This is a genomic window from Streptomyces sp. NPDC091287, assembly GCF_044768525.1.
Classification (GTDB): domain Bacteria; phylum Actinomycetota; class Actinomycetes; order Streptomycetales; family Streptomycetaceae; genus Streptomyces.
On sequence record NZ_JBIVUV010000012.1, the window covers coordinates 235,596 to 256,749 of the forward strand.

The following is a 21,154-nucleotide window of genomic DNA, read 5'->3' on the forward strand; positions in this document are numbered from 1 at the left end:
GTGCGCTGAGGGGGCGGTGGGCCGAGACGGCCCGCCGCCCCCTTCGCGTTGCGCTCTCAGCCCGCGCGGGAGGTCCGGAACCTGCGCCGGTACTCCGTCGGCGTCGCGTTCAGCCGCCGCCGGAAGGCGCGTACCAGGGTGTCCACCGTGCCGAACCCGCAGACGGACGCGATGCGTTCGAGGGTGGCGTCGGAGGACTCCAGTTCGTTGCGCGCCTTCTCGACCCGGACGGACTCGATGTACGCGTGCGGGGTCGTGTTCAGCTCGGTCCTGAAGATCCGGGTGAGGTGGCGGTCGCTGACGTGCGCGTGGGCCGCGAGGTCCACGACGGTGAGCCGGCGGCCGATGTTGCGCAGGATGTGGTGGCGCAGGTCCTCGATGCGCCGCGTCGGCGAGATCTGCTCCAGCGGAACGCTGAACTGGCTCTGGCCGCTCGGCCGCTTCAGGTACATCACGAGCTGACGGGCGACCCGCAGGGCGACGGCCTCGCCGAGATCGTCGGCGACGAGAGCGAGGGACAGGTCGAGGCAGGCGCTGATCCCGGCCCCGGTCCAGACATCGCCCTCGCGGATGAAGATCGGGTCGGCGTCGACCTCGATCTCCGGGTGCGCGGCGGCGAGTTGCTGTGCGGTCGACCAGTGGGTGGTGGCGCGCCTGCCGTCGAGCAGCCCGGCGGCGGCCAGCAGATGCGCCCCGACACAGACGGAGGCGACCCGCCGGCTCCGCCCGGCGAGTTCCTTCACCCGCTCCACCAGCGCGGGGTCGACGAGGGCGTGCACCCGCCGCTCGCTGTCGATCTCCACCGAGCCGGGCACGATGAGGGTGTCGATGCTCCGTCCGGCGGCCTCCCGGAAGGTGAGGTCCGGGAGGACGCGGACTCCGGCGCCGGTGGTGACGGGGTCCAGGGAATCGGCGGCCAGGACGACCTCGTAGCCGTCGGCGTCCTCGGCTTCGCGCCGGGCGAGCGAGAACACCTCCGGCGGACCGGTGACGTCGAGCAGGTCGACGCCCTCGAAGAGGACGATGGCGACGAGTCGTCCGACGGTGTCCATGCCTGACCTCCCTGCTCAGCCGTGCGTCCGGGAGCGGACGACCCCGGAGGTGGATGTCGGTATCTGCATGTTAGACGTCATTGCGGACATCGCTGCTCGGGCCCTAGCGTCGGGAGCGGCTCGCCACCCGAGCGGCCCGATCGCATCTCTCCCCGACGTACGACACCCCGAGGCGGTACACCATGTCCCGGACCACCCTGCGCGAGCTCAACGGCTTCGACGCGACCCCCGCCGCGCTCGCCGGCTCCACGCTGATCCTGGTCGACTACCAGAACACCTACACCCGCGGTGTGATGGAACTCGACGGCTGGCAGGACGCGCTGGACGCCGCCGCGCGCCTGCTGTCCCGGGCCCGGGAGGCGGGGACCCGGGTCGTCCACGTCATCAACGACGGCGGCGAGGGCACTCCGTACGACATCCGGGCGGAGATCGGGCAGATCCACCCGGCCCTCGCCCCGGTCGACGGCGAGGCCGTCGTCGTCAAGAAGGCTCCGGACTCCTTCCACGGCACCGACCTGGGCGAGCACGTCCCGGCGGGCGGGGACGTGATCATCGCGGGGTGGATGACCCATATGTGCGTGGCGTTCACGGCCCAGGGCGCGTTCCTGCGCGGCAATCGCCCCACCGTCGTCGCCGACGCCTGCGCGACCCGGTCCCTGCCGGTCGCCGGGACCGACCTAGACGCCCGCCAGGTGCACCTCGCCGCGCTGGCCACCATCGGCGACCTGTACGGGGTGGTCGTCCCGACACAGGAGTCCCTGGCGTAGGGGCCCCTCTCGTTCGGATCAGGCCGGGACGGTGTGGCTCCGGGCCGGAAAATCCACGCGCGTCTCCTCCGTACCGCGTGATACACCTCCCTGCCATGACTGATCTGGTGACGCCATGACCGACCTGGTGACCGAGCGGCTCGTCCTGCACCCGATATCCGTGGACGAGGCCGAACAGATGGTGGCGGGCGAGCCGGACGCCGACCCGGCCTGGGAGTCCGGATTCCCGACCGAGGACGACGTGTCCGTGGCCAAGCGCTTCCTGGAACGCTGCTCGACCACGGGCGATCCCCGGCCGTTCGGGCCGTACGCGATGCGCCGCCGCTCCGACCACCGGGTGATCGGCGGCGTGGACTTCCACAGCCCCCCGGACGAACACGGCCACGTCACGATCGGCTACGGCGTCGTCCCGTCGGCCCGGGGGAAGGGTTACGCCTCCGAAGCCCTCCGCGGCCTCCTGTCGTTCGCCCGGGCCAACGGCGTCGCCTCGGTGAAGGGCGACGCCGACCACGACAACGTCGCGTCCCAGCACGTGATGACGGCGGCGGGAATGCGTCCGGTCGGGGAGGACGAACGCGTCAGGTACTTCGCCGTCTCCTGGGCCGACGAGGGCCGGGGCCCCGGCGGCGGCCCTGAGGGCGGGTCAGCACCACCCGCCACCGGTGCGCCGAGCGGGCCGTCCGCCCTGGCCGGAGACCGGCTGGAGTCCGGCCGCACGCGCCTCGGTAGAACTCTCCTCGGCATAGCCGTCATCGCTCTCGTCGCTGTGGGCTGCGGCGGGTCAGGATCGCAGGACAACGCCTCCCTCCCCGCGGACAGCGCGCCGCCGAAGAGCGGCAAGGAGCTCCCCGTCGCGATCACCTCGGCCGAGCCCGGGCTCCTGACGGTGGAGACGTTGCACGACGCTCTGCCCCCGGAACCCGCCGACGACGCCGCGTTCACCGAACGCGTGCTGTGGAAGATGCGCAAGAGCACCGTGGCCATGGCGGGGATACCGGGAAGGACCAGCGCCGCGTGCGAGGGCGACAAGGTGAGTCAGGAGCCGGGCGTGACCACACGGTGCACCGTCACCTACGACGGTGTGAAGGTCCCCTGGTCCATCCGTTTCGACGAGCCGGCCGGTGACCTGAAGCCGTACGAGATCACCGACGCGGGCCAGGCCGTCCTCACGGCGAAGGCGGTCCAGGGCGAGTTCTGGGAGGAGTACAACCGGGTCAGCAAGCATCTGCGCTGCGGAAGGATGCCGGACGTCGAACTCGTCGCGTACGGCCAGGACACCGGTCACCGCTGCCAGTACGCCTCGTCCGTCGACGGCAGGGCCCAGTGGGTCAATGTCCCGGTGAGCGTGGGCGAGGACGGGGTCGTCTTCGACATCCCGCGCTGATCCAGCAGCGTCCAGCAGCGTCCAGCAGCGTCCAGCAGCGTCGAGCGACGGTCCGTGCACCCGGCGGCGCCTACGAAGGCCTGTTCCCCGCCCAGTTCTGCTCCCGCACCCGCCGCCTCATGGCACCGGCGGAAACCGCGACCGCGATCAGGACCGGGACCCCGGCGGCGATCCCGACCCAGAGAACGAGCGCGAGGTAGCCGTAGGCGGCGTTGCGCGTGTCCTGGTCCGCCCACACGAGGAAGACGATGCTCATCACGAGCGCGACCGCCATGAGGGCGGCGACGACGACGGCGGTCCAGGTGAGAACGCCCGCCCACCGGCGGTAGGAAGCGGTGATCTCCGGGGCCCGCGGGGGCGCGTACACCCCGGGCGGCGCGACCGGCGGCGCGGCGGGCCATCGGCCCCAGGGGGAGGGAGGTTGTTGGTCGGACATGGAGCCCAGTTCTACTGGGCCCGGGCCCGGAGCACCACCCCGGCCCTTGTATCCCACCGCCTCGGGGCCGCCGTTCGGGGTCACGGTCCAGCGGGTGCGTATGCCCCTGCCGCGGAACGCCTTCTCCCGCACGATCGTGCCGAGGTTCTCGCCGTGCGCGCCGAGGACCTGGAAGGTGGCGACACCACCTGCGGCGGACCGGGTCACCACCGTGGCCACCCGCTCCCGGCGGTGCTCGTCGGCCCAGAGGACGAAGGAGCGGGCGCCGCTCTTGCGGGCCGCCAGATAGGCGGGTACGCCGCCCTGTGGCAGCTCGCGCTCCGAGGGAAGGGGCGGCAGGCCGGCAGGCCCACCGCCCCTTTACCCAGAAGGAGTTACTGAATGACCGTGATCCGGTCCGTCGCCGGCGGGGCCAGCGGGGCGGCGGCCGTGGAGTGGGCCGCCAGGTAGGCGTTGAACAGGTCCAGGTCGGAGGCGCCGACCAGCTTGTTCGTGCCCTGGCCGAGGGCCGCGAAGCCGTCGCCGCCGCCCGCGAGGAACTCGTTCATCGCGACGCGGTAGGTCTTGGCCGGGTCGATCGCCGCACCGTTCAGCTTGATGGTGCCGGCGACCACGCGGTCCGCGCCGCTCTTCGTCAGGTCGAGGGTGTAGGTGAGGCCCTTGGAGACCTGGAGGATCTTCGGGGCGGCCTCGTTGGAGCCGCTGACCTGCTGCTGGAGCGCGGCGACCAGCTGGGCGCCGGTCAGGTCGACGACGTTCATCATGTTGGTGAACGGCTGCACGGTGAACGCCTCGCCGTAGGTGACGACCCCGTCGCCCTCACCGCCGGACGCCTTGTGCACCAGGTCCGCGCGGATGCCGCCCGGGTTCATGAACGCGACCTCCGCGCCGCCCTTGTCGGCCGGGGCGAGGCCTTCGAGCTGGGCGTCGGCGATGACGTTGCCGAGCGGCTTCTCGGGGGCCGTGGAGCCGCGGCCGTTGATGTCGGCGCTGATCCAGCCCTGCGGCTTGCTCGCGATCGGGGCGGCGAGCTTGTTCCAGCGGTCGATCAGGCGCGTCATGTCGGTGGCCCTGGCCTGGTCCCGGGTCACGACGTGGTTCGCGGACTTCACCGACGTACGGACGATGTCCTTGGTGCGGCGGTCGTAGGTGAGCGTGGTGTCCGTGTACAGCTTGCCGAACGACGAGGCCGAGGTGACCATGCGCGGCTTGCCCGACGGGTCCGGGACGGTGCACACGTACGCCTGGTGGGTGTGGCCCGTGACGAGGGCGTCCACCTTCGGCGTGATGCCCTTCGCGATGTCGACGATCGGGCCGGAGATGCCGTCGCCCGCACCGGGGCTGTCGCAGTCGTAGTTGTACGAGGTGGAGGCCGGGGCCCCGCCCTCGTGGATCAGCGCGACGATGGACTTGACGCCCTTGCGGTCCAGCTCGCGGGCGTACTTGTTGATCGTCTCGACCTCGTCGTGGAACTTGAGGCCCTTGACGCCGTTCGCGGTGACGATGTCCGGAGTGCCCTCCAGCGTCACACCGATGAAGCCGATCTTGACGCCGTTCTTCTTCCAGACGGTGTACGGCTTCAGCAGCGGCCTGCCGGTCTTCTCCTCGGTCACGTTGGCCGCGAGGTAGGGGAAGTCCGCTCCCTCGAACTTCCTGCCCTTCTCGTAGCAGCCCTCGACCGGGTGGCAGCCGCCGTTCTGGAGGCGCGCCAGCTCGGCCGCGCCCTCGTCGAACTCGTGGTTGCCGACCGCCGAGACGTCCAGGTCGAGGCCGTTCAGCGCCTCGATCGTCGGCTCGTCGTGGAAGAGGCCCGACAGCAGCGGGCTCGCGCCGACCATGTCGCCGCCGGCCGCCGTGACGGAGTACGGGTTGCCCTTGCGCGCGGTGCGCAGCGAGGTCGCCAGGTACTCGACGCCACCGGCCGGGATCGCCTTCACCGTGCCGTCGGGCTGCGTCTCGGAGACGTTGCCCGCCGAACCGGCCGGCGGCTCCAGGTTGCCGTGCAGGTCGTTGAACGACAGCAACTGCACGTCGACGGTACGGGGCTTGTGGCCGTGCCCGTGGCCCCGGTCCTGGGCGCCGGCCGGCATCGCGGCGACGAGCGCGCCCACGGTGGCCAGACCGGCCGCGGCGGCGAGCACCCGCCGTGTCGCACGGTTCTTCTGCGGAGTCGCTGACATCGGTCCCCTTGTGTGTCAGTGCTGTCGGTGGTGTCAGTCGTGTCGCTGGTATCACGTCTGGGATCCTGCGTGCCGCAGCCTAGAGTCAACGCGCGTAGCGCAACAGGTGTTCGGGGTTACGGACTGGTTGCCATCCGGCCAAATGGCTCGTCAGGAACCCCTCTGGCCGACCCGTAACCCCACCCTCGGACACCCGCACGGACCCGTTCGTGGCCCGCATGGCATCCGCATGGCCTCGTACGTGGCCCCCATCGCATCCGTATGGGGCCCGTTCGTGGCCCGCACGGAGCCCGTACAGCGGCCGCCGCCCCGTCCGACAGGTCGCCGACGCCGCCGCCGGGCCCACCGCTCGCCGTACGCTCGGAGGCATGACGACTGACGCACCCCTCCCCGCCCCCGGACGCGAGGTCCAGACCCTCGACGCACTCGACTCCGCGCAGGCCGAAACCATCCTCGCCCTGCTCGCCGAGGCCGCCCGGTCGGACGGCCGGCAGGCGGTCTCCGAGCAGGGCAGGCTCCGGATCCGGGGCGGACACCGCGACGGCGTCCGGCACTTCCTCCTCACCGTCGACGGGGCGCTCACCGGATACGCCCAGCTGGAGGACACCGACCCGGTCGAGGCCCCGGCCGCCGAGCTGGTCGTCCACCCCGACCGGCGCGGCCACGGACACGGCCGGGCGCTCGGCGCGGCCCTCCTCGCCGCGACCGGCAAGCGGCTGCGGGTCTGGGCGCACGGCGGCAGCTCCGCCGCCCGCCACCTGGCCCAGGTCCTCGGTCTCTCCCTCTTCCGCGAGCTGCGCCAGCTCCGGCGGAGCCTGGTCCCGCTCGACCTCGCGGAGCCGGTGCTGCCGGAGGGCGTCACCGTACGGACCTTCGAGCCGGGCCGTGACGACGCCGCCTGGCTCACCGTGAACCGCGCCGCTTTTGCTCACCACCCCGAGCAGGGGTCCCTGACCCAGCAGGACCTGGACGACCGCAAGGCCGAGCCCTGGTTCGACCCGAAGGGCTTCTTCCTGGCCGAGCGGGACGGGGAGATCGTCGGCTTCCACTGGACGAAGGTGCACGCGACGGAGCAGCTCGGCGAGGTGTACGTGGTCGGTGTCCTGCCCGAGGCCCAGGGCGGCGGCCTCGGCAAGGCGCTGACCTCGATCGGGCTGCATCACCTGGCCGCCGAGGCGCTGCCCACCGCGATGCTCTACGTGGACGCGGACAACACGGCGGCCGTGACGGTGTACGAGCGGATGGGCTTCACGACGCACGAGGTGGACCTGATGTACCGCACGGAGTCCTGAACCCTCCGTCAGAACGCGCGGGGCGGCGTCACTTGACGCCGCCCCTTCTTTGCACCACCCTTTCACTACTCAATTAGTGAAAGGGTGGTGCAGCGCATGACAGCCGAATCCGCAGCGGTCGAGTTCCGCATCGACCGGCGCAGCGGCGTCGCCACCTACCTCCAGATCGTCCAGCAGACGAAGCAGGCCCTGCGCCTGGGCGTGCTCGAACCGGGCGACCGGCTGCCGACCGCCCGTGAGGTCGTGGAAGCCACCGCGATCAACCCGAACACCGTCCTCAAGGCCTACCGGGAGCTGGAGCGCGAAGGCCTCGTCGAGGCCCGCCGCGGGCTCGGCACCTTCGTCCGCAGGACGCTGGGCACGCTGGGCGGCGCGGCCGACGCGACCGCCGCCGACGCACCGCTGCGCACCGAACTCGCCGACTGGGCCCACCGGGCCCGGGCGGCCGGCCTGGAGAAGGACGACGTCGGCGCGCTCTTCACCGCCGTACTGGACAGCACGTACAAAGGGGACGAGGAACGATGACCGGCGTCGCGATCGAGGCACACGCCCTCGGAAAAACCTACGGGCGCGGGAGCGGCGGCCACCGCGCCCTGCACGACTGCTCGTTCCGGCTGCCCGCCGGCCGCGTCTGCGCCCTCGTCGGGCCCAACGGCGCGGGCAAGTCGACCCTGTTGAACCTGGCGGCCGGGCTGGACCGCCCCAGCGCCGGGTCCCTCACCGTCCTCGGCTCCACCGTCCCCGGCGACGTACGTGACCGCATCGCCTTCGTCTCCCAGGACAAGCCCCTGTACCCACAACTCTCCGTCGCCGACACGCTGTGGGCCGGGGCCGAGCTGAACCCGGGGCGCTGGGACCGCGCCACCGCCGACCGGATCGCCGGACCGCTGCCGCGGAAGGCCCGCGTCCGCACCCTCTCCGGCGGGCAGCGGACCCGGCTCGCGCTGGCCCTCGCGCTCGGCAAGCGGCCCGAACTGATGCTGCTGGACGAGCCGATGGCCGACCTCGACCCTCTCGCCCGGCACGAGCTGATGGGCGTCCTGATGGCGGAGACCGCCGAGCACGGCACCAGCATCGTGATGTCCTCGCACATCCTCACCGAGCTGGAGGGCGCCTGCGACTACCTGCTGTTCGTCGACGGCGGGCGCGTCCGGCTCGGCGGCGAGGCCGAGGACATCGTCTCCGCCCACGCCCTCCTCACCGGCCGGGCGCAGGACCTTTCCCCGCACACCGTCGTCGAATCCCGTACGACGGGACGCCAGCTCACCGCGCTCGTCAGGAAGGAGGGCCCCGTGGACACCACCGCCTGGGCCGTCACACAGCCGTCGCTGGAGGAGCTGCTGCTCGCCCACCTCCGCTCCCCGGACGCCCCGCCGCTGCTCACGCCGAGCGCGAGCACCCTTTCCGACGGTGCCCGCGAGGGGGTGGCATCCGCATGAGCACGCTGACTCCCCCGAAGCTTGACGGGGTCACGACCGCTCCCGCCCGCGGCACCCTGCAGGGACCCTTGCGGGTGGTGCTGCGCGTGCACCGGCGGAGCCTGTGGATCGCCGGAGCGTTCCTCGCCGCCGTGGCCGCCGCCCTGGTCACCGCGGTTCTCCGGGCCGACTACCTCATGGCGGATTTCGCGAACAGCGGGTGTACGCGCAGCGGATCGGTACCGGCCTGCTTCCAGCCGGCCCGCAACTACGCCGACAGCATGCTGGAGGTCAGTCGGATACCCGACCACGCGAGCCTGGTGCTGATCGTCCTGCCCGCCGTCGTCGGGGCGTTCGTGGCGGGCCCGCTGATCGCCCGTGAATGGGAGAACGGCACCTTCAGGCTGTCCTGGACCCAGTCCGTGTCGCCCGTCCACTGGCTGATCGCCCGCCTTGCCGCCCCGGCCGTGCTGGTGGTCCCGGGGGCCGCCGCGCTGACTGCCGTCCTCGCGTGGGCCCGGCACCGGACCGGAACGGAATACCCGGCCGCGTGGTTCGAGTGGTTCACCTTCATGGCGTCCGGCACGGTCCCGGTCGCGAACACCCTGTTCGCCCTGGCCCTCGGTGCTTTGCTCGGCCTCCGGCTGCGCCGCACGGTTCCCGCCATGGCGGTGAGCCTGTCCGTCTCCGGACTGGTGACGGTCGCCCTGGTCATGCTGCGCGACAGCTTGTGGCCAGTCGTGAGGGACACCTTCGCGCCGGGCGGCGGTTACCGCTGGCCCGACCGGGCCGCCGTAGTCGAGTGGGGCTGGGGGACGAAGGGGGGCGATTCGCTGCCCGCCGATATCTGCACTGACTCCCCCCTCGACCGCGAGGTCTGTCTGTCGGAGCAGGGCGTGGTCAACGGTTACCTCGACCACCACCCCGCCTCCCACTACTGGCCCCTCCAGCTCGTCGAGACCGGCATCCTGCTCGCCCTCGCCGCCCTCGCCGTGTTCGCGGCCTTCCGGACCCTGCGCCGCCTGCACGGCTGACCGCACCCGCCCGCCCGAAGACCGCCGTCCGGGCCCCACGAGGGGTGGGCCCGGGCGGCGAGCACGTAAGGCCCGCCCTCCGGGGGGAGCCGGCGCACCGAACACGTACAGTGACGGCGAGGCCCACCCGCAGGCACACCGCTTCCTGTACGTCATGTCGCCGTTACCGGCCATTCAGACGTCCTTGCGACCCTCACGGGATGCAGCCAGCTGTGCCCGCCCCCCGCCGCAACGGGAGAGCCCGGGGAAACGCCGCTCAGGGCTCCCCCGGCCGTGACCCGGGGTTTCCCGGGCCTTCCGCGATCTTTCCGGGCTCCGACGCGCCTGAGGAGCGCTCAGCGCGGAACAATAGGTCCATGAGCCAGCAGCCCAGCTCCGAGGTCCCGGTCCAGCCCGCCGCCCAGCCGTCCGTCGGTTCGCTCGCCGCGCACCGGCCGCACGCCACCCCTGCGTCCAACGGGGTCGGCTTCTCCACCGCCGCCGATCTGGATCCCGATCTGGACGCCGACGCGGACGCCTACGAGCCCGACCGGGACGGCGACGAGCTGCCCCAGGGCCGCTTCCTGGACCGCGAACGCAGCTGGCTCGCGTTCAACGAACGGGTCCTGGAACTGGCCGAGGACCCGAACACGCCCATCCTGGAGCGGGCCAACTTCCTCGCCATCTTCGCGTCGAACCTGGACGAGTTCTTCATGGTCCGGGTGGCCGGCCTCAAGCGCCGCATCGCCACCGGCGTCGCCACCCGCTCCGCCTCCGGCCTCCAGCCCCGCGAGGTCCTGGACCTCATCTGGACCCGCTCGCGCGAACTCATGGCCCGGCACGCCGCCTGCTACCAGCAGGACATCGCCCCGGACCTGTCCGACGAGGGCATCCAGCTGATCCGCTGGCCGGACCTGACCGAGAAGGAGCAGGCCCGCCTGTTCACCTTCTTCCGGCAGCGGGTCTTCCCGGTCCTGACCCCGCTGGCCGTCGACCCCGCGCACCCCTTCCCGTACATCTCCGGGCTCTCCCTCAACCTCGCCGTCGTCGTCCGCAACCCGGTCAGCGGCCACCGCCACTTCGCCCGGGTCAAGGTCCCGCCGCTGCTGACCCGCTTCCTGGAGGCCTCGCCCCAGCGGTACGTGCCCATCGAGGACATCATCGCGGCGCACCTGGAGGAGCTGTTCCCCGGCATGGAGGTGCTGGCGCACCACATGTTCCGGGTCACCAGGAACGAGGACCTGGAGGTCGAGGAGGACGACGCTGAGAATCTTCTCCAGGCCCTGGAGAAGGAGCTCATGCGCCGCCGGTTCGGCCCGCCGGTCCGCCTGGAGGTCGAGGAGTCCATCGACCCGTACGTCCTGGACCTGCTGGTCCGCGAGCTGAAGGTGTCCGACGCGGAGGTCTACCCGCTGCCCGGACCGCTCGACCTGACCGGTCTTTTCGCCATCGCCTCGCTGGACCGGCCGGAGCTGAAGTTCCCCAAGTTCATCGCGGGCACCCACCGGGACCTGGCCGAGGTGGAGTCCGCCTCCGCGCCCGACATCTTCGCCGCCCTGCGCGAGCGGGACGTCCTGCTCCACCACCCGTACGACTCGTTCTCCACCTCCGTCCAGGCGTTCCTGGAGCAGGCGGCGGGCGACCCGGACGTGCTGGCCATCAAGCAGACGCTGTACCGCACCTCCGGCGACTCCCCGATAGTGGACGCCCTCATCGACGCCGCCGAGTCCGGCAAGCAGGTCCTCGTCCTCGTCGAGATCAAGGCCCGCTTCGACGAGCAGGCCAACATCAAGTGGGCCCGCAAGCTGGAGGAGTCCGGCTGCCACGTCGTGTACGGACTCGTCGGGCTGAAGACCCACTGCAAGCTCTCCCTCGTCGTCCGCCAGGAGGGCGACACGCTGCGCCGCTACTCCCACGTCGGCACCGGCAACTACCACCCCAAGACGGCCCGGCTGTACGAGGATCTCGGCCTGCTCACGGCCGACCCGCAGGTCGGGGCGGACCTCTCCGACCTGTTCAACCGGCTCTCCGGCTACTCCCGCCGCGAGACCTACCGCCGCCTCCTGGTCGCCCCGAAGTCCCTGCGCGACGGGCTGATCGCCCGGATCAACAAGGAGATCGCCCACCACCGCGCGGGCCGCCCCGCCTACGTGCGGATCAAGGTCAACTCGATGGTCGACGAAGCGATCATCGACGCCTGCTACCGGGCGGCCCAGGCAGGCGTGCCCGTCGACATCTGGGTGCGCGGGATCTGCGCGATCCGCCCCGGCGTCGCCGGGCTCTCCGAGAACATCCGGGTCCGCTCCATACTCGGCCGCTTCCTCGAACACTCCCGGGTCTTCTCCTTCGGCAACGGCGGCGAGCCCGAGGTGTGGTTCGGCAGCGCCGACATGATGCACCGCAATCTCGACCGCCGGATCGAAGCCCTGGTCCGGGTCACCGACCCCGCCCACCGCGCCGCACTCAGCCGACTCCTGGAGACCGGTATGGCCGACACCACCTCCTCCTGGCACCTGGGCCCCGACGGAAACTGGACCCGGCACGCCACGGACGCGGACGGCCAGCCGCTGCGGCACGTCCAGGAAATGCTCATCGACGCCCGGAGGCGCAGGCGTGCGACGCCCTGACCAGCAGACGACGACCCGGCCCACGCCGGACGCGGCCCCCGGCACCACACCGGACGCGCCGCCCGCCGAGGCCACGGGGCCGGGGGCACAGCGCCTCGCCGAGGCCACGGGGCCGGGGGCACAGCTCGCCGGCACGACCGGTGCGGCTCGCCCCCCGGACCCCGCCGGCTCCCGCCCCACCGGCACCCGCCCCGCCGGGGACCTGACCACGGAGGCGGTCCTCGCGCCCTACCTCCGGGGGCAGGCAGCCGAGTTCCTGCGGAGCCTGCGCCTGCACCACGAGCACAGCGCCCCCGCGGACTCCGGCGGCCACGACGCCGCGGCCGCCACCCGCGCACTGCGCCGCTCGGCCCGCCGGATCAGCGGCGCTCTGCACACCTTCCGGGCCGCGCTCGACCCGCTCTGGGCCGATCAGCTCCGCGCCGAACTGGCCTGGCTCTCCGGCATCCTCGCCCGCGAACACGCCTACGCGGGCCGCCTCACCCGGCTCGTCGAGGCCCTGCACCAGCTCTCCGGCCCCGCTCTCCCCGCCGCCCGGGGCGTCCGGGCCGCCGGGGAGAGCGCCACCTCCGACGCCCAGGGCCGCGCCGCCCTCGGGGTCGGCGCCGCACGGGCGGGGGCGCTGCTGGAACGCCGCCTCACCCTCGCCCGGACCCGGTCCCACTCCGCGGCCCTCCAGGCGCTCGGCTCCTCCCGCTTCCACGCGGTCGCCGACGCCGTGGCGCTCCTGGCCTCCGACGTCCCCCTGGCTCCCGGCCCCGCGGGCCGGACCGCCGAGGCCCTCCTGGAGCCCGCCGAACGCGCCGAGCAACGCCTCCTCACCGCCGTGGCCGCCCTGCCACCCGACGACACGGAGCCGTACAACGAGGCACAGGACGCGGCGTGGCACCAGACCCGCCTGCTGCTGCGGCTGCACCGGTACGCCCACGAGGTCGTCCTCGGCGCCACCGACCCCGCCCTGACCGGCGCGGGCCACGCCCTCGACCTGCACCGGGACGCCGTCGAGGCGGCCGGGGCGGCGGCAGCGGCGGCCCGCACCCCCCGGATCGCCCCGGCCACGGCGTACGCGCTGGGCGTGCTCCACGCGGACCAGCGCCACGAGGTGGAGGCGGCACGGGCCGTGTTCCGGGAGACCTGGCCGTACGCCGCGGCCCTGAGCACCCCATGAGCGGGGACCCGGGGGCCACCGGGCCCGTGAGGAACCGCACCGGCACCGTCCTGGCCGCGGGCTGCGTGCTGTGGCGCCGCGCCCCGGACGGGGGCGGCGTCGAGGTCTGCCTGGTCCACCGGCCCCGCTACGACGACTGGTCCTTCCCCAAGGGCAAGCTGAAGCGCGGCGAGGACCCGCTGGCCGCCGCCGTACGGGAGGTGCTGGAGGAGACCGGCCACCACTGCGCCCCGGGGGACCGGCTGCCGACCTCCCGCTACCCGGTGGACGGCCGGCCCAAGGAGGTCGCCTACTGGGCGGCCGAGGCGACCGGCGGCTCCTTCACCGCCAACGACGAGGTGGACCGCATCCTGTGGCTGGCCCCCGACGCCGCCCGCGTCCGGCTCACCCAGCCCCGCGACGCCCGGCAGCTGACCGCCCTGCTGGACACCCTCGCCGCGCCCTGATCCGCGTTCCGAACCGCACCCCGGCCGCCACCACCCTGACCCATGTCCCCGGGCACCGGCCCGGTCCGCACCCCGGCCGCCACCACCCTGACCCATGTCCCCGGGCACCGGCCCGGTCCGCACCCCGGCCACCGCCGCCCAGATCCATGCCCCCTGGGCCACCACCCCGGACCGGCCCGCACCCGCCTGCCCGACACGGTTCACCTGCCGTTCACTCTCCCCCGTCGGCGGCTTCACCTGTTCTGCCTAATTTCGGACGTACACGGTGCGCGGCGGCAAGCCACAGCACCGCTCCTCATCGCACGCCGTCGTAGAACGAACTGACCACGGCGGCTCCTGGAAGGAACACCCGAAAGTGAAGCTTCAGCGCAAGAACCGGCTTCGTGCCACCGCGCTCGGTGCCCTCGCCGTCTCCGGCGCCCTGGTCCTCACGGCGTGCGGTTCGGACGACAACACCGGTGGCGGTACGGCCGGGACGGGCGAGAAGACGACCGCCGCGTCGAACGTCGACTGCGGCAAGGCCAAGGGCCAGCTGCGCGCCTCCGGCTCCAGCGCTCAGAAGAACGCCATGGACCTCTGGGTCAAGAACTACATGGCCGCCTGTCCCGGCGTGCAGATCAACTACAACTCCTCCTCCTCCGGCGAGGGCATCGTCGCCTTCAACCAGGGCACCGTCGGCTTCGCCGGCTCCGACTCGGCGCTGAAGCCCGAGGAGGTCGCCGACTCCAAGAAGATGTGCAAGACCGGCCAGGGCATCAACCTGCCGATGGTCGGCGGCCCGGTCGCGATCGGCTTCCACCTGGAGGGTGTCGACAGCCTCACGCTGGACGCCTCGACCCTCGCCAAGATCTTCGACAGCAAGATCAAGAAGTGGAACGACCCGGCGATCGCCAAGCTGAACGACGGCGTCGAGCTGCCGGACAAGGCGATCCAGGCCTTCCACCGCTCCGAGGACTCCGGCACCACGCAGAACCTCGGCAAGTACCTCGGCGCGGCCGCCCCGAGCGACTGGAAGTACGAGGCCGAGAAGAAGTGGCCGGCCCCCGGTGGCCAGGCCGCGTCCGGCTCCTCCGGTGTCGCCGCCCAGGTCAAGCAGGTCGACGGCGCGATCGGCTACTTCGAGCTCTCCTACGCCAAGTCCCAGTCCATCCCGACCGTGGACATCAACACCGGTGGCGCCGCCCCGGTGAAGGCCACCTCGGAGAACGCCTCCAAGGCCATCGCCGCCGCCAAGGTCAAGGGCACCGGCAAGGACCTGGCGCTCGACCTCGACTACACCACCAAGGCCGAGGGCGCCTACCCGCTGGTCCTGGTGACGTACGAGGTCGTCTGCGACACCGGCAACAAGCCCGAGACCCTCGACACGGTCAAGTCCTTCCTCTCCTACACGGCCTCCGACGACGGCCAGAAGATCCTGACCGACGCCGGCTACGCACCGATCCCGGCCGAGATCAACGCCAAGGTCCGCGAGACCATCGGCTCCCTCTCGTAACACCCGCGGCGGCCGGGCCCACCCGGCCCGGCCGCCCACCGGCGTAACCGTCAGCGGCGCCCCGCGCCACCGACGCGACACGTCACCGGCAGGCCGGCCCGGCGCACCCCTCCGGACCGGCCCGCCTCCCGCCCACTCTCCATCCGGTGCACCGCCGCCAGGGGAGCACACCGCTCCCCCACACAGACCGGAAAGACCATGGCTTCCACCACACCGATAGACACGCCACCGGCGCCGCCGGTCCCGCGGCCCAGCCCCCGGCCCACCGGGCGCATGGGCGACAAGATCTTCCTGGGCCTCTCCCGCGGCTCGGGCATCCTGCTGCTCGTGATCATGGCGTCGATCGCCGTGTTCCTCACCTACCGCTCCGTCATCGCCATCTCGAAGAACGAGGGCAACTTCCTCACCACCTTCGACTGGAACCCGGCCGGCGACCCGCCGGTCTTCGGCATCGCGGTCCTGCTCTTCGGCACCGTCGTCAGCTCGATCATCGCGATGGTCATCGCGGTTCCGATCGCTGTCGGCATCGCCCTGTTCATCTCGCACTACGCGCCGCGCAAGCTGGCCGCCCCCATCGCGTACGTGGTCGACCTGCTGGCCGCCGTGCCGAGCATCGTCTACGGCATCTGGGGCGCGCTCGTCCTGGTGCCGTACCTGGAGGGCCTGAACCTCTGGCTCGACCAGTTCTTCGGCTGGACGTACATCTTCGAGAAGACCGAGGTCGGCGTCGCCCGCTCGCTCTTCACCGTCGGCATCCTGCTCGCGATCATGATCCTGCCGATCGTGACCAGCGTCAGCCGCGAGGTCTTCCTCCAGGTCCCGAAGATGAACGAGGAAGCCGCGCTCGCGCTCGGCGCCACCCGCTGGGAGGTCATCCGCCTCTCGGTGCTGCCCTTCGGCCGCTCCGGCATCATCTCCGCCTCGATGCTCGGCCTCGGCCGCGCGCTCGGCGAGACGATGGCCGTCGCCACGGTCCTCTCCCCGAGCTTCCTCATCTCGCTGCACGTGCTCAACCCGGGCGGCGGGACGTTCGCCCAGAACATCGCGGCCAAGTTCGGCGAGGCCGACGCGTTCGGGCGGGACGCCCTGATCGCCTCCGGCCTCGTCCTCTTCGTCCTCACCCTGCTGGTCAACGGCGCGGCCCGGCTCATCATCGCCCGCCGCAAGGAGTACTCGGGGGCCAACGCATGAGCCACGCACCCACCGGCGTCATCGAGCGCCCGACGCCCGCATCACCCGGTCCCAAGAGCAGCCTCGGCAGCCGCTCCCTGCCCCGCCTCGCCCCGCTCGGCTTCGCCGTCGTCTCGGTCGCGCTCGGCGTCGGCGTCTCGCTGGCCGCCGGCTGGGAGAGCCGCATCCAGTGGGGCATGATCTCGGCCCTGCTCTTCCTGGCCATCTCCTACGTCACCACGACGATCGTCGAGAACCAGCGCCAGGCCAAGGACCGCCTCGCCACCAGCGTGATGTGGGTCTGCTTCCTGATCGCCGTCGTCCCGCTGGCCTCGCTGCTGTGGACGACGATCGTCCGCGGCGCGGAGCGCCTCGACGGCTACTTCCTCACCCACTCGATGGCCGGCGTGCTCGGCTCCGAGGCCAGCGGCGGCGTCTACCACGCGCTGATCGGCACCCTGGAGCAGGTCGGCATCGCCACGGTGATCTCCGCCCCGCTCGGCCTGCTGACCGCCGTGTACCTCGTCGAGTACGGCAAGGGCGCGCTGGCCAAGGCCGTCACGTTCTTCGTCGACGTGATGACGGGCATCCCGTCCATCGTGGCCGGCCTCTTCATCCTGTCGATCATGCTGATCGCCTCGATCGAGCCCTCCGGCCTGATGGGCGCGCTGGCCCTGACGATCCTGATGATCCCCGTCGTGGTCCGCTCCACCGAGGAGATGCTCAAGCTCGTCCCCAACGAGCTGCGCGAGGCCTCCCTCGCCCTCGGCATCCCGAAGTGGCGCACTATCCTGAAGGTGGTCCTGCCCACCGCGATCGGCGGCATCACCACGGGCGTCATGCTCGCCATCGCCCGTATCGCCGGTGAGACCGCGCCGATCATCCTGCTGGTCTTCGGCAACCCGCTGATCAACACGAACCCCTTCGAAGGCGCCCAGTCCTCGCTGCCGTTCTACATCTACGAGCAGTACAAGATCGGCGAGGTCGCGGCCTACGACCGCGCCTGGGCCGCCGCCCTGGTGCTGATCGCCTTCGTCATGATCCTGAATCTGGTGGCCCGCGGCATCGCCCGCTGGAAGGCCCCGAAGACCGGTCGCTGACGCGGCCACAGCGACCTCCCGAAAGAAGCAGTGATTTCCATGGCCAAGCGCATCGACATCAGCGGCCTCAACGCCTTCTACGGCAGCCACAAGGCCATCGAGGACATCTCGATGACCGTGGAGCCCCGCTCCGTGACCGCCTTCATCGGCCCCTCCGGCTGCGGCAAGTCCACCTTCCTGCGCACCCTGAACCGGATGCACGAGGTGACCCCCGGCGGCCGCGTCGAGGGCAAGGTGCTGCTGGACGACGAGAACCTCTACGACGCCAACGTCGACCCGGTCACCGTGCGCCGCACGGTCGGCATGGTCTTCCAGCGCCCGAACCCCTTCCCCACCATGTCGATCTTCGACAACGTGGCGGCGGGGCTGCGGCTGAACGGCAGCTACCGCAAGAGCGAGCTCAACGACGTCGTGGAGAGGTCCCTGCGCGGCGCGAACCTCTGGAACGAGGTCAAGGACCGCCTCAACAAGCCCGGCTCCGGACTCTCCGGCGGCCAGCAGCAGCGCCTGTGCATCGCCCGCGCCATCGCGGTCGAGCCGCAGGTCCTGTTGATGGACGAGCCGTGCTCGGCGCTGGACCCGATCTCGACGCTCGCCATCGAGGACCTGATCGGCGAGCTGAAGGAGCGCTTCACGATCGTCATCGTGACGCACAACATGCAGCAGGCGGCCCGCGTCTCGGACCGCACCGCGTTCTTCAACCTCTCGGCGGTCGGCAAGCCCGGCCGGCTCATCGAGATAGACGAGACGGAGCGGATCTTCTCCAACCCGTCGGTCCAGGCCACGGAGGACTACATCTCCGGCCGCTTCGGCTGAGCCACCCCGGCCACGGGCCACCACGCCCCTCTGTCCCACCCCACAGACAGCCTTGCGGTGCTGCATGGCGGTGCCACCACAAGGCGAAAGGGTCCGCCCCCGTTCTCGTACGAGAACGGGGGCGGACCCACACGTGTAACCAACCCGTCCGGATCACCGCGCACCGGCGGCTCAGCCGAAGAGCAGGAGAACCGCTCCGTAGCTGAGCGCGGCGACCAGCGCCGCGGCCGGCATGGTGATGAACCAGCCCAGGATGATGTTCTTCGCGACGCCCCAGCGCACCGCGTTCACCCGCTTGGTCGCCCCGACGCCCATGATCGCGGAGGTGATGACGTGCGTCGTCGAGATCGGCGCGTGGAACAGGAACGCCGACCCGAACATGATCGAGGCGCCGGTCGTCTCCGCCGCGAAGCCCTGCGGCGGGTCCAGCTCGATGATCTTGCGGCCGAGGGTCCGCATGATGCGCCAGCCGCCCGCGTACGTGCCCAGCGAGAGCATCAGCGCACAGGCGATCTTGACCCAGACGGGGATCTCGTCGTTGGGGCCCTCGATGTCCGCGATGACCAGGGCCATCACGACGATGCCCATGGTCTTCTGCGCGTCCTGGAGGCCGTGGCCGAGCGCCATGCCCGCCGCCGAGACCGTCTGCGCGATCCGGAAGCCGCGCTTGGCCTTGTGCGGGTTGGACTTCCGGAATATCCACATGATGCCGACCATCACCAGATAGCCGGCGATCAGGCCGACGAACGGGGAGATGAACATCGGGATGACGACCTTCTCCAGCACCCCGGACCAGATGACGTCCGTGCCGCCGGCCAGCGCCGCCCCGACCATGCCGCCGAACAGGGCGTGCGAGGACGAGGAGGGAAGGCCGTAGTACCAGGTGATGAGGTTCCAGATGATCGCGCCGACCAGCGCCGCGAACAGGATCCCCATCCCCTTCTGCCCCACGGGCGTCGCGATCAGGCCCTCGCTGACGGTCTTGGCGACCCCCTGGCCCAGGAAGGCGCCCGCGAGGTTCATCACCGCCGCCATCGCAAGGGCCGCACGCGGCGTCAGCGCCCGGGTGGAGACCGAGGTGGCGATGGCGTTCGCCGAGTCGTGGAAGCCGTTCGTATACGTGAAGCCGAGCGCGACACCGATGGTCACGATCAGCGCAAAGGTGTCCACGAGGTTCAGGACTCCTTGACCGCGATGGTCTCCACGGTGTTCGCGACGTGCTCGAACGCGTCAGCCGCCTCTTCCAGCACATCCACGATCTGCTTGAGCTTCAGCACCTCCATGGCGTCGTACTTGCCGTTGAAGAGCTGGGCCAGCAGCTTGCGGTGGACCTGATCGGCCTGGTTCTCCAGACGGTTGATCTCGATCCAGTACTCGGTGAGGTTGTCCATGGTCCGCAGCCCCGGCATGGCCTCGGCGGTCAGTTCCGCCGCCCGGGCCAGCACCTCGATCTGCTTCTCGACGCCCTTGGGGAGCTCCTGGACCTGGTAGAGAACGACCAGGTCGACGGCCTCCTCCATGAAGTCCATGATGTCGTCGAGCGAGGACGCCAGCTTGTAGATGTCCTCGCGGTCGAACGGCGTGATGAAGGAGGAGTTCAGCTGGTGGAAGATCGCGTGGGTGGCATCGTCCCCCGCGTGCTCCGCTGCCCGCATACGCTCCGCGATCTCGACTCGGGAGGCAGAATCCGCCCCGAGCAGTTCCATCAGGAGTTTCGAGCCCGTGACAATGTTGTCCGCGGACGCGGAGAACATGTCGTAGAAGCTCGTCTCCCTGGGGGTCAGACGAAAGCGCACGTGGGGTCCTCGGGATGCTTTGGATTTGGTCAGGCTGATGCTAGGCGCATCATCCGGCCACGGCTAACCGGCGTTCTTCAGTGTCGCCCATCGAACCCGGCGATCAGCACGGACCCCCGGTCACGGTTCGGCGGGATTCGTTACCATATACCCGGCAGGGGTATCAATACGGCACGGTGCCGCGGGGGCGGGGCAAGGCGGCGGAACCGCCCGGCACAGCCCCACGGCACAACAGCGGGCCCGAGGTTCCGCATTTCCGCGTTCCGGCAGGGACACTTACCGGCAGGGACACTCAGAGGACAGCAACGGGAGGACGCAGATGACCACGACCGGGACCACAGGGACGGAATCAACGGGCGTGGCGGCCCCGGACGCGGGGGCGGCCGCCCCTGTGGACATCGTCACCGACCACGACCGCGGCATTCACGGTTACCACCACCAGAAGGACGAGCACCTCAAACGGCTCCGCCGCATCGAGGGCCAGATCCGCGGCCTCCAGCGCATGGTCGACGAGGACGTCTACTGCATCGACATACTCACCCAGGTGTCGGCGTCCACCAAGGCGCTCCAGTCCTTCGCCCTCCAGCTGCTGGAGGAGCACCTGCGCCACTGTGTCGCCGACGCGGCCGTCAAGGGCGGCGAGGAGGTCGACGCGAAGGTCGAGGAGGCCACGAAGGCCATCGCCCGCCTGCTCCGCACCTGAGGCGCGCCCCCGTGAGCGGTGGCGGTGCGGAGGAAAGGGGCGTCACCCCCGGCGAGCGGCCTGTCGGGGGACCGTCGCCCAGGACTCCGCACCGCGTACGTCGAGCACTTCGTCGATCCGGTCGGGACTGAGGCGTTCCTCGCCCGCCGCCGACGCGGCGATCATCAGTTCGCCGCACAGCTCGATCTCGGCGAGGGCCACACAGTCCTGAGCGTTTCGAGCGCTGAGCGTCACCACCTGCGTCACCTCTCTCTGCCGTCTCCCGGCCGTCACCGGCCCCTGGCACACCGGCTT

Annotated in this window: 19 protein-coding genes and 1 pseudogene; 14 read left to right on the forward strand and 6 right to left on the reverse strand. The window is 71.1% G+C overall.

Translation table 11 applies throughout. The features are described 5' to 3' along the window. Positions 1-56: 56 nt before the first annotated feature. A complete protein-coding gene (locus ACIQRW_RS22040; RefSeq protein WP_403762859.1) occupies positions 57-1,052 on the reverse strand; it encodes a GlxA family transcriptional regulator in 996 nt (331 codons plus the stop codon). 182 nt (positions 1,053-1,234) lie between these two features. Between ACIQRW_RS22040 and ACIQRW_RS22045 the strand changes: the two genes are divergently transcribed. Continuing rightward, on the forward strand, positions 1,235-1,819 hold the full coding sequence (locus ACIQRW_RS22045) for a cysteine hydrolase family protein (protein WP_403762862.1): 585 nt from the start codon (positions 1,235-1,237) through the stop codon (positions 1,817-1,819). Positions 1,820-1,934: 115 nt separating this feature from the next. Further along, positions 1,935-2,423, forward strand: a pseudogene (locus ACIQRW_RS22050) (GNAT family N-acetyltransferase); the annotation flags it as partial. A gap of 850 nt (positions 2,424-3,273) precedes the next feature. On the opposite strand, the gene ACIQRW_RS22055 reads toward ACIQRW_RS22050, so the two are convergent. Together ACIQRW_RS22055 and ACIQRW_RS22060 are read right to left on the reverse strand one after the other, a co-directional pair. Further along, entirely contained in the window at positions 3,274-3,858 is a 585-nt protein-coding gene (locus ACIQRW_RS22055; protein WP_403762865.1) for a hypothetical protein, read from the reverse strand. A gap of 155 nt (positions 3,859-4,013) precedes the next feature. After that, entirely contained in the window at positions 4,014-5,819 is a 1,806-nt protein-coding gene (locus tag ACIQRW_RS22060; RefSeq protein WP_403762868.1) for a bifunctional metallophosphatase/5'-nucleotidase, read from the reverse strand. A 368-nt stretch (positions 5,820-6,187) separates the two neighbouring features. Here ACIQRW_RS22060 and mshD point away from each other — a divergent pair, with 368 nt between their 5' ends. The 11 genes from mshD (at position 6,188) to pstB (ending at position 18,361) form a co-directional block, all read left to right on the forward strand. Next, positions 6,188-7,111, forward strand: a complete 924-nt coding sequence (gene mshD / locus ACIQRW_RS22065; RefSeq protein ID WP_403762871.1) for a mycothiol synthase — start codon at positions 6,188-6,190, stop codon at positions 7,109-7,111. A 96-nt stretch (positions 7,112-7,207) separates the two neighbouring features. Then, positions 7,208-7,636 (forward strand): GntR family transcriptional regulator, encoded by a 429-nt coding sequence (locus ACIQRW_RS22070; RefSeq protein WP_403762874.1) that lies wholly within the window; start codon positions 7,208-7,210, stop codon positions 7,634-7,636. Next, a complete protein-coding gene (locus ACIQRW_RS22075) occupies positions 7,633-8,550 on the forward strand; it encodes an ABC transporter ATP-binding protein (protein WP_403762877.1) in 918 nt (305 codons plus the stop codon). The genes ACIQRW_RS22070 and ACIQRW_RS22075 overlap by 4 nt, the downstream gene beginning before the upstream one ends. After that, positions 8,547-9,563, forward strand: coding sequence for a hypothetical protein (locus ACIQRW_RS22080; RefSeq protein WP_403762880.1), 1,017 nt, complete (start codon positions 8,547-8,549; stop codon positions 9,561-9,563). Before ACIQRW_RS22075 ends, ACIQRW_RS22080 begins: the two co-directional genes overlap by 4 nt. Before the next feature lie 356 nt (positions 9,564-9,919). Beyond that, positions 9,920-12,169: an RNA degradosome polyphosphate kinase gene (locus ACIQRW_RS22085; RefSeq protein WP_403762883.1), complete on the forward strand. Its 2,250-nt coding sequence runs from the start codon at positions 9,920-9,922 to the stop codon at positions 12,167-12,169. Then, positions 12,156-13,337 (forward strand): CHAD domain-containing protein, encoded by a 1,182-nt coding sequence (locus ACIQRW_RS22090; protein WP_403762885.1) that lies wholly within the window; start codon positions 12,156-12,158, stop codon positions 13,335-13,337. The genes ACIQRW_RS22085 and ACIQRW_RS22090 overlap by 14 nt, the downstream gene beginning before the upstream one ends. Continuing rightward, positions 13,334-13,783, forward strand: a complete 450-nt coding sequence (locus ACIQRW_RS22095; protein ID WP_403762888.1) for an NUDIX hydrolase — start codon at positions 13,334-13,336, stop codon at positions 13,781-13,783. The genes ACIQRW_RS22090 and ACIQRW_RS22095 overlap by 4 nt, the downstream gene beginning before the upstream one ends. A gap of 355 nt (positions 13,784-14,138) precedes the next feature. Beyond that, on the forward strand, positions 14,139-15,275 hold the full coding sequence (gene pstS / locus ACIQRW_RS22100; protein WP_403762891.1) for a phosphate ABC transporter substrate-binding protein PstS: 1,137 nt from the start codon (positions 14,139-14,141) through the stop codon (positions 15,273-15,275). A 198-nt stretch (positions 15,276-15,473) separates the two neighbouring features. Beyond that, positions 15,474-16,466: a phosphate ABC transporter permease subunit PstC gene (gene pstC / locus ACIQRW_RS22105; protein WP_403762894.1), complete on the forward strand. Its 993-nt coding sequence runs from the start codon at positions 15,474-15,476 to the stop codon at positions 16,464-16,466. Continuing rightward, on the forward strand, positions 16,463-17,545 hold the full coding sequence (gene pstA / locus ACIQRW_RS22110) for a phosphate ABC transporter permease PstA (protein WP_403762897.1): 1,083 nt from the start codon (positions 16,463-16,465) through the stop codon (positions 17,543-17,545). Before pstC ends, pstA begins: the two co-directional genes overlap by 4 nt. Before the next feature lie 39 nt (positions 17,546-17,584). Further along, positions 17,585-18,361, forward strand: coding sequence for a phosphate ABC transporter ATP-binding protein PstB (gene pstB / locus ACIQRW_RS22115; RefSeq protein ID WP_361330944.1), 777 nt, complete (start codon positions 17,585-17,587; stop codon positions 18,359-18,361). Positions 18,362-18,532: 171 nt separating this feature from the next. Here the strand turns inward: pstB and ACIQRW_RS22120 are convergent, their stop codons facing one another. Then, a complete protein-coding gene (locus ACIQRW_RS22120; RefSeq protein ID WP_097910235.1) occupies positions 18,533-19,531 on the reverse strand; it encodes an inorganic phosphate transporter in 999 nt (332 codons plus the stop codon). 5 nt (positions 19,532-19,536) lie between these two features. Further along, complete coding sequence (locus ACIQRW_RS22125) at positions 19,537-20,157, reverse strand: DUF47 domain-containing protein (protein WP_026290881.1); 621 nt, start codon at positions 20,155-20,157, stop codon at positions 19,537-19,539. 319 nt (positions 20,158-20,476) lie between these two features. On the opposite strand from ACIQRW_RS22125, the gene ACIQRW_RS22130 reads away from it, so the two are divergent. Beyond that, on the forward strand, positions 20,477-20,860 hold the full coding sequence (locus ACIQRW_RS22130; protein WP_274344578.1) for a metal-sensitive transcriptional regulator: 384 nt from the start codon (positions 20,477-20,479) through the stop codon (positions 20,858-20,860). A gap of 42 nt (positions 20,861-20,902) precedes the next feature. On the opposite strand, the gene ACIQRW_RS22135 is transcribed toward ACIQRW_RS22130, so the two are convergent. Then, the gene (locus tag ACIQRW_RS22135) at positions 20,903-21,106 is read right to left on the reverse strand and encodes a hypothetical protein (RefSeq protein ID WP_403762901.1); all 204 of its coding nucleotides are present in this window, start codon (positions 21,104-21,106) and stop codon (positions 20,903-20,905) included. Positions 21,107-21,154: the final 48 nt, after the last annotated feature.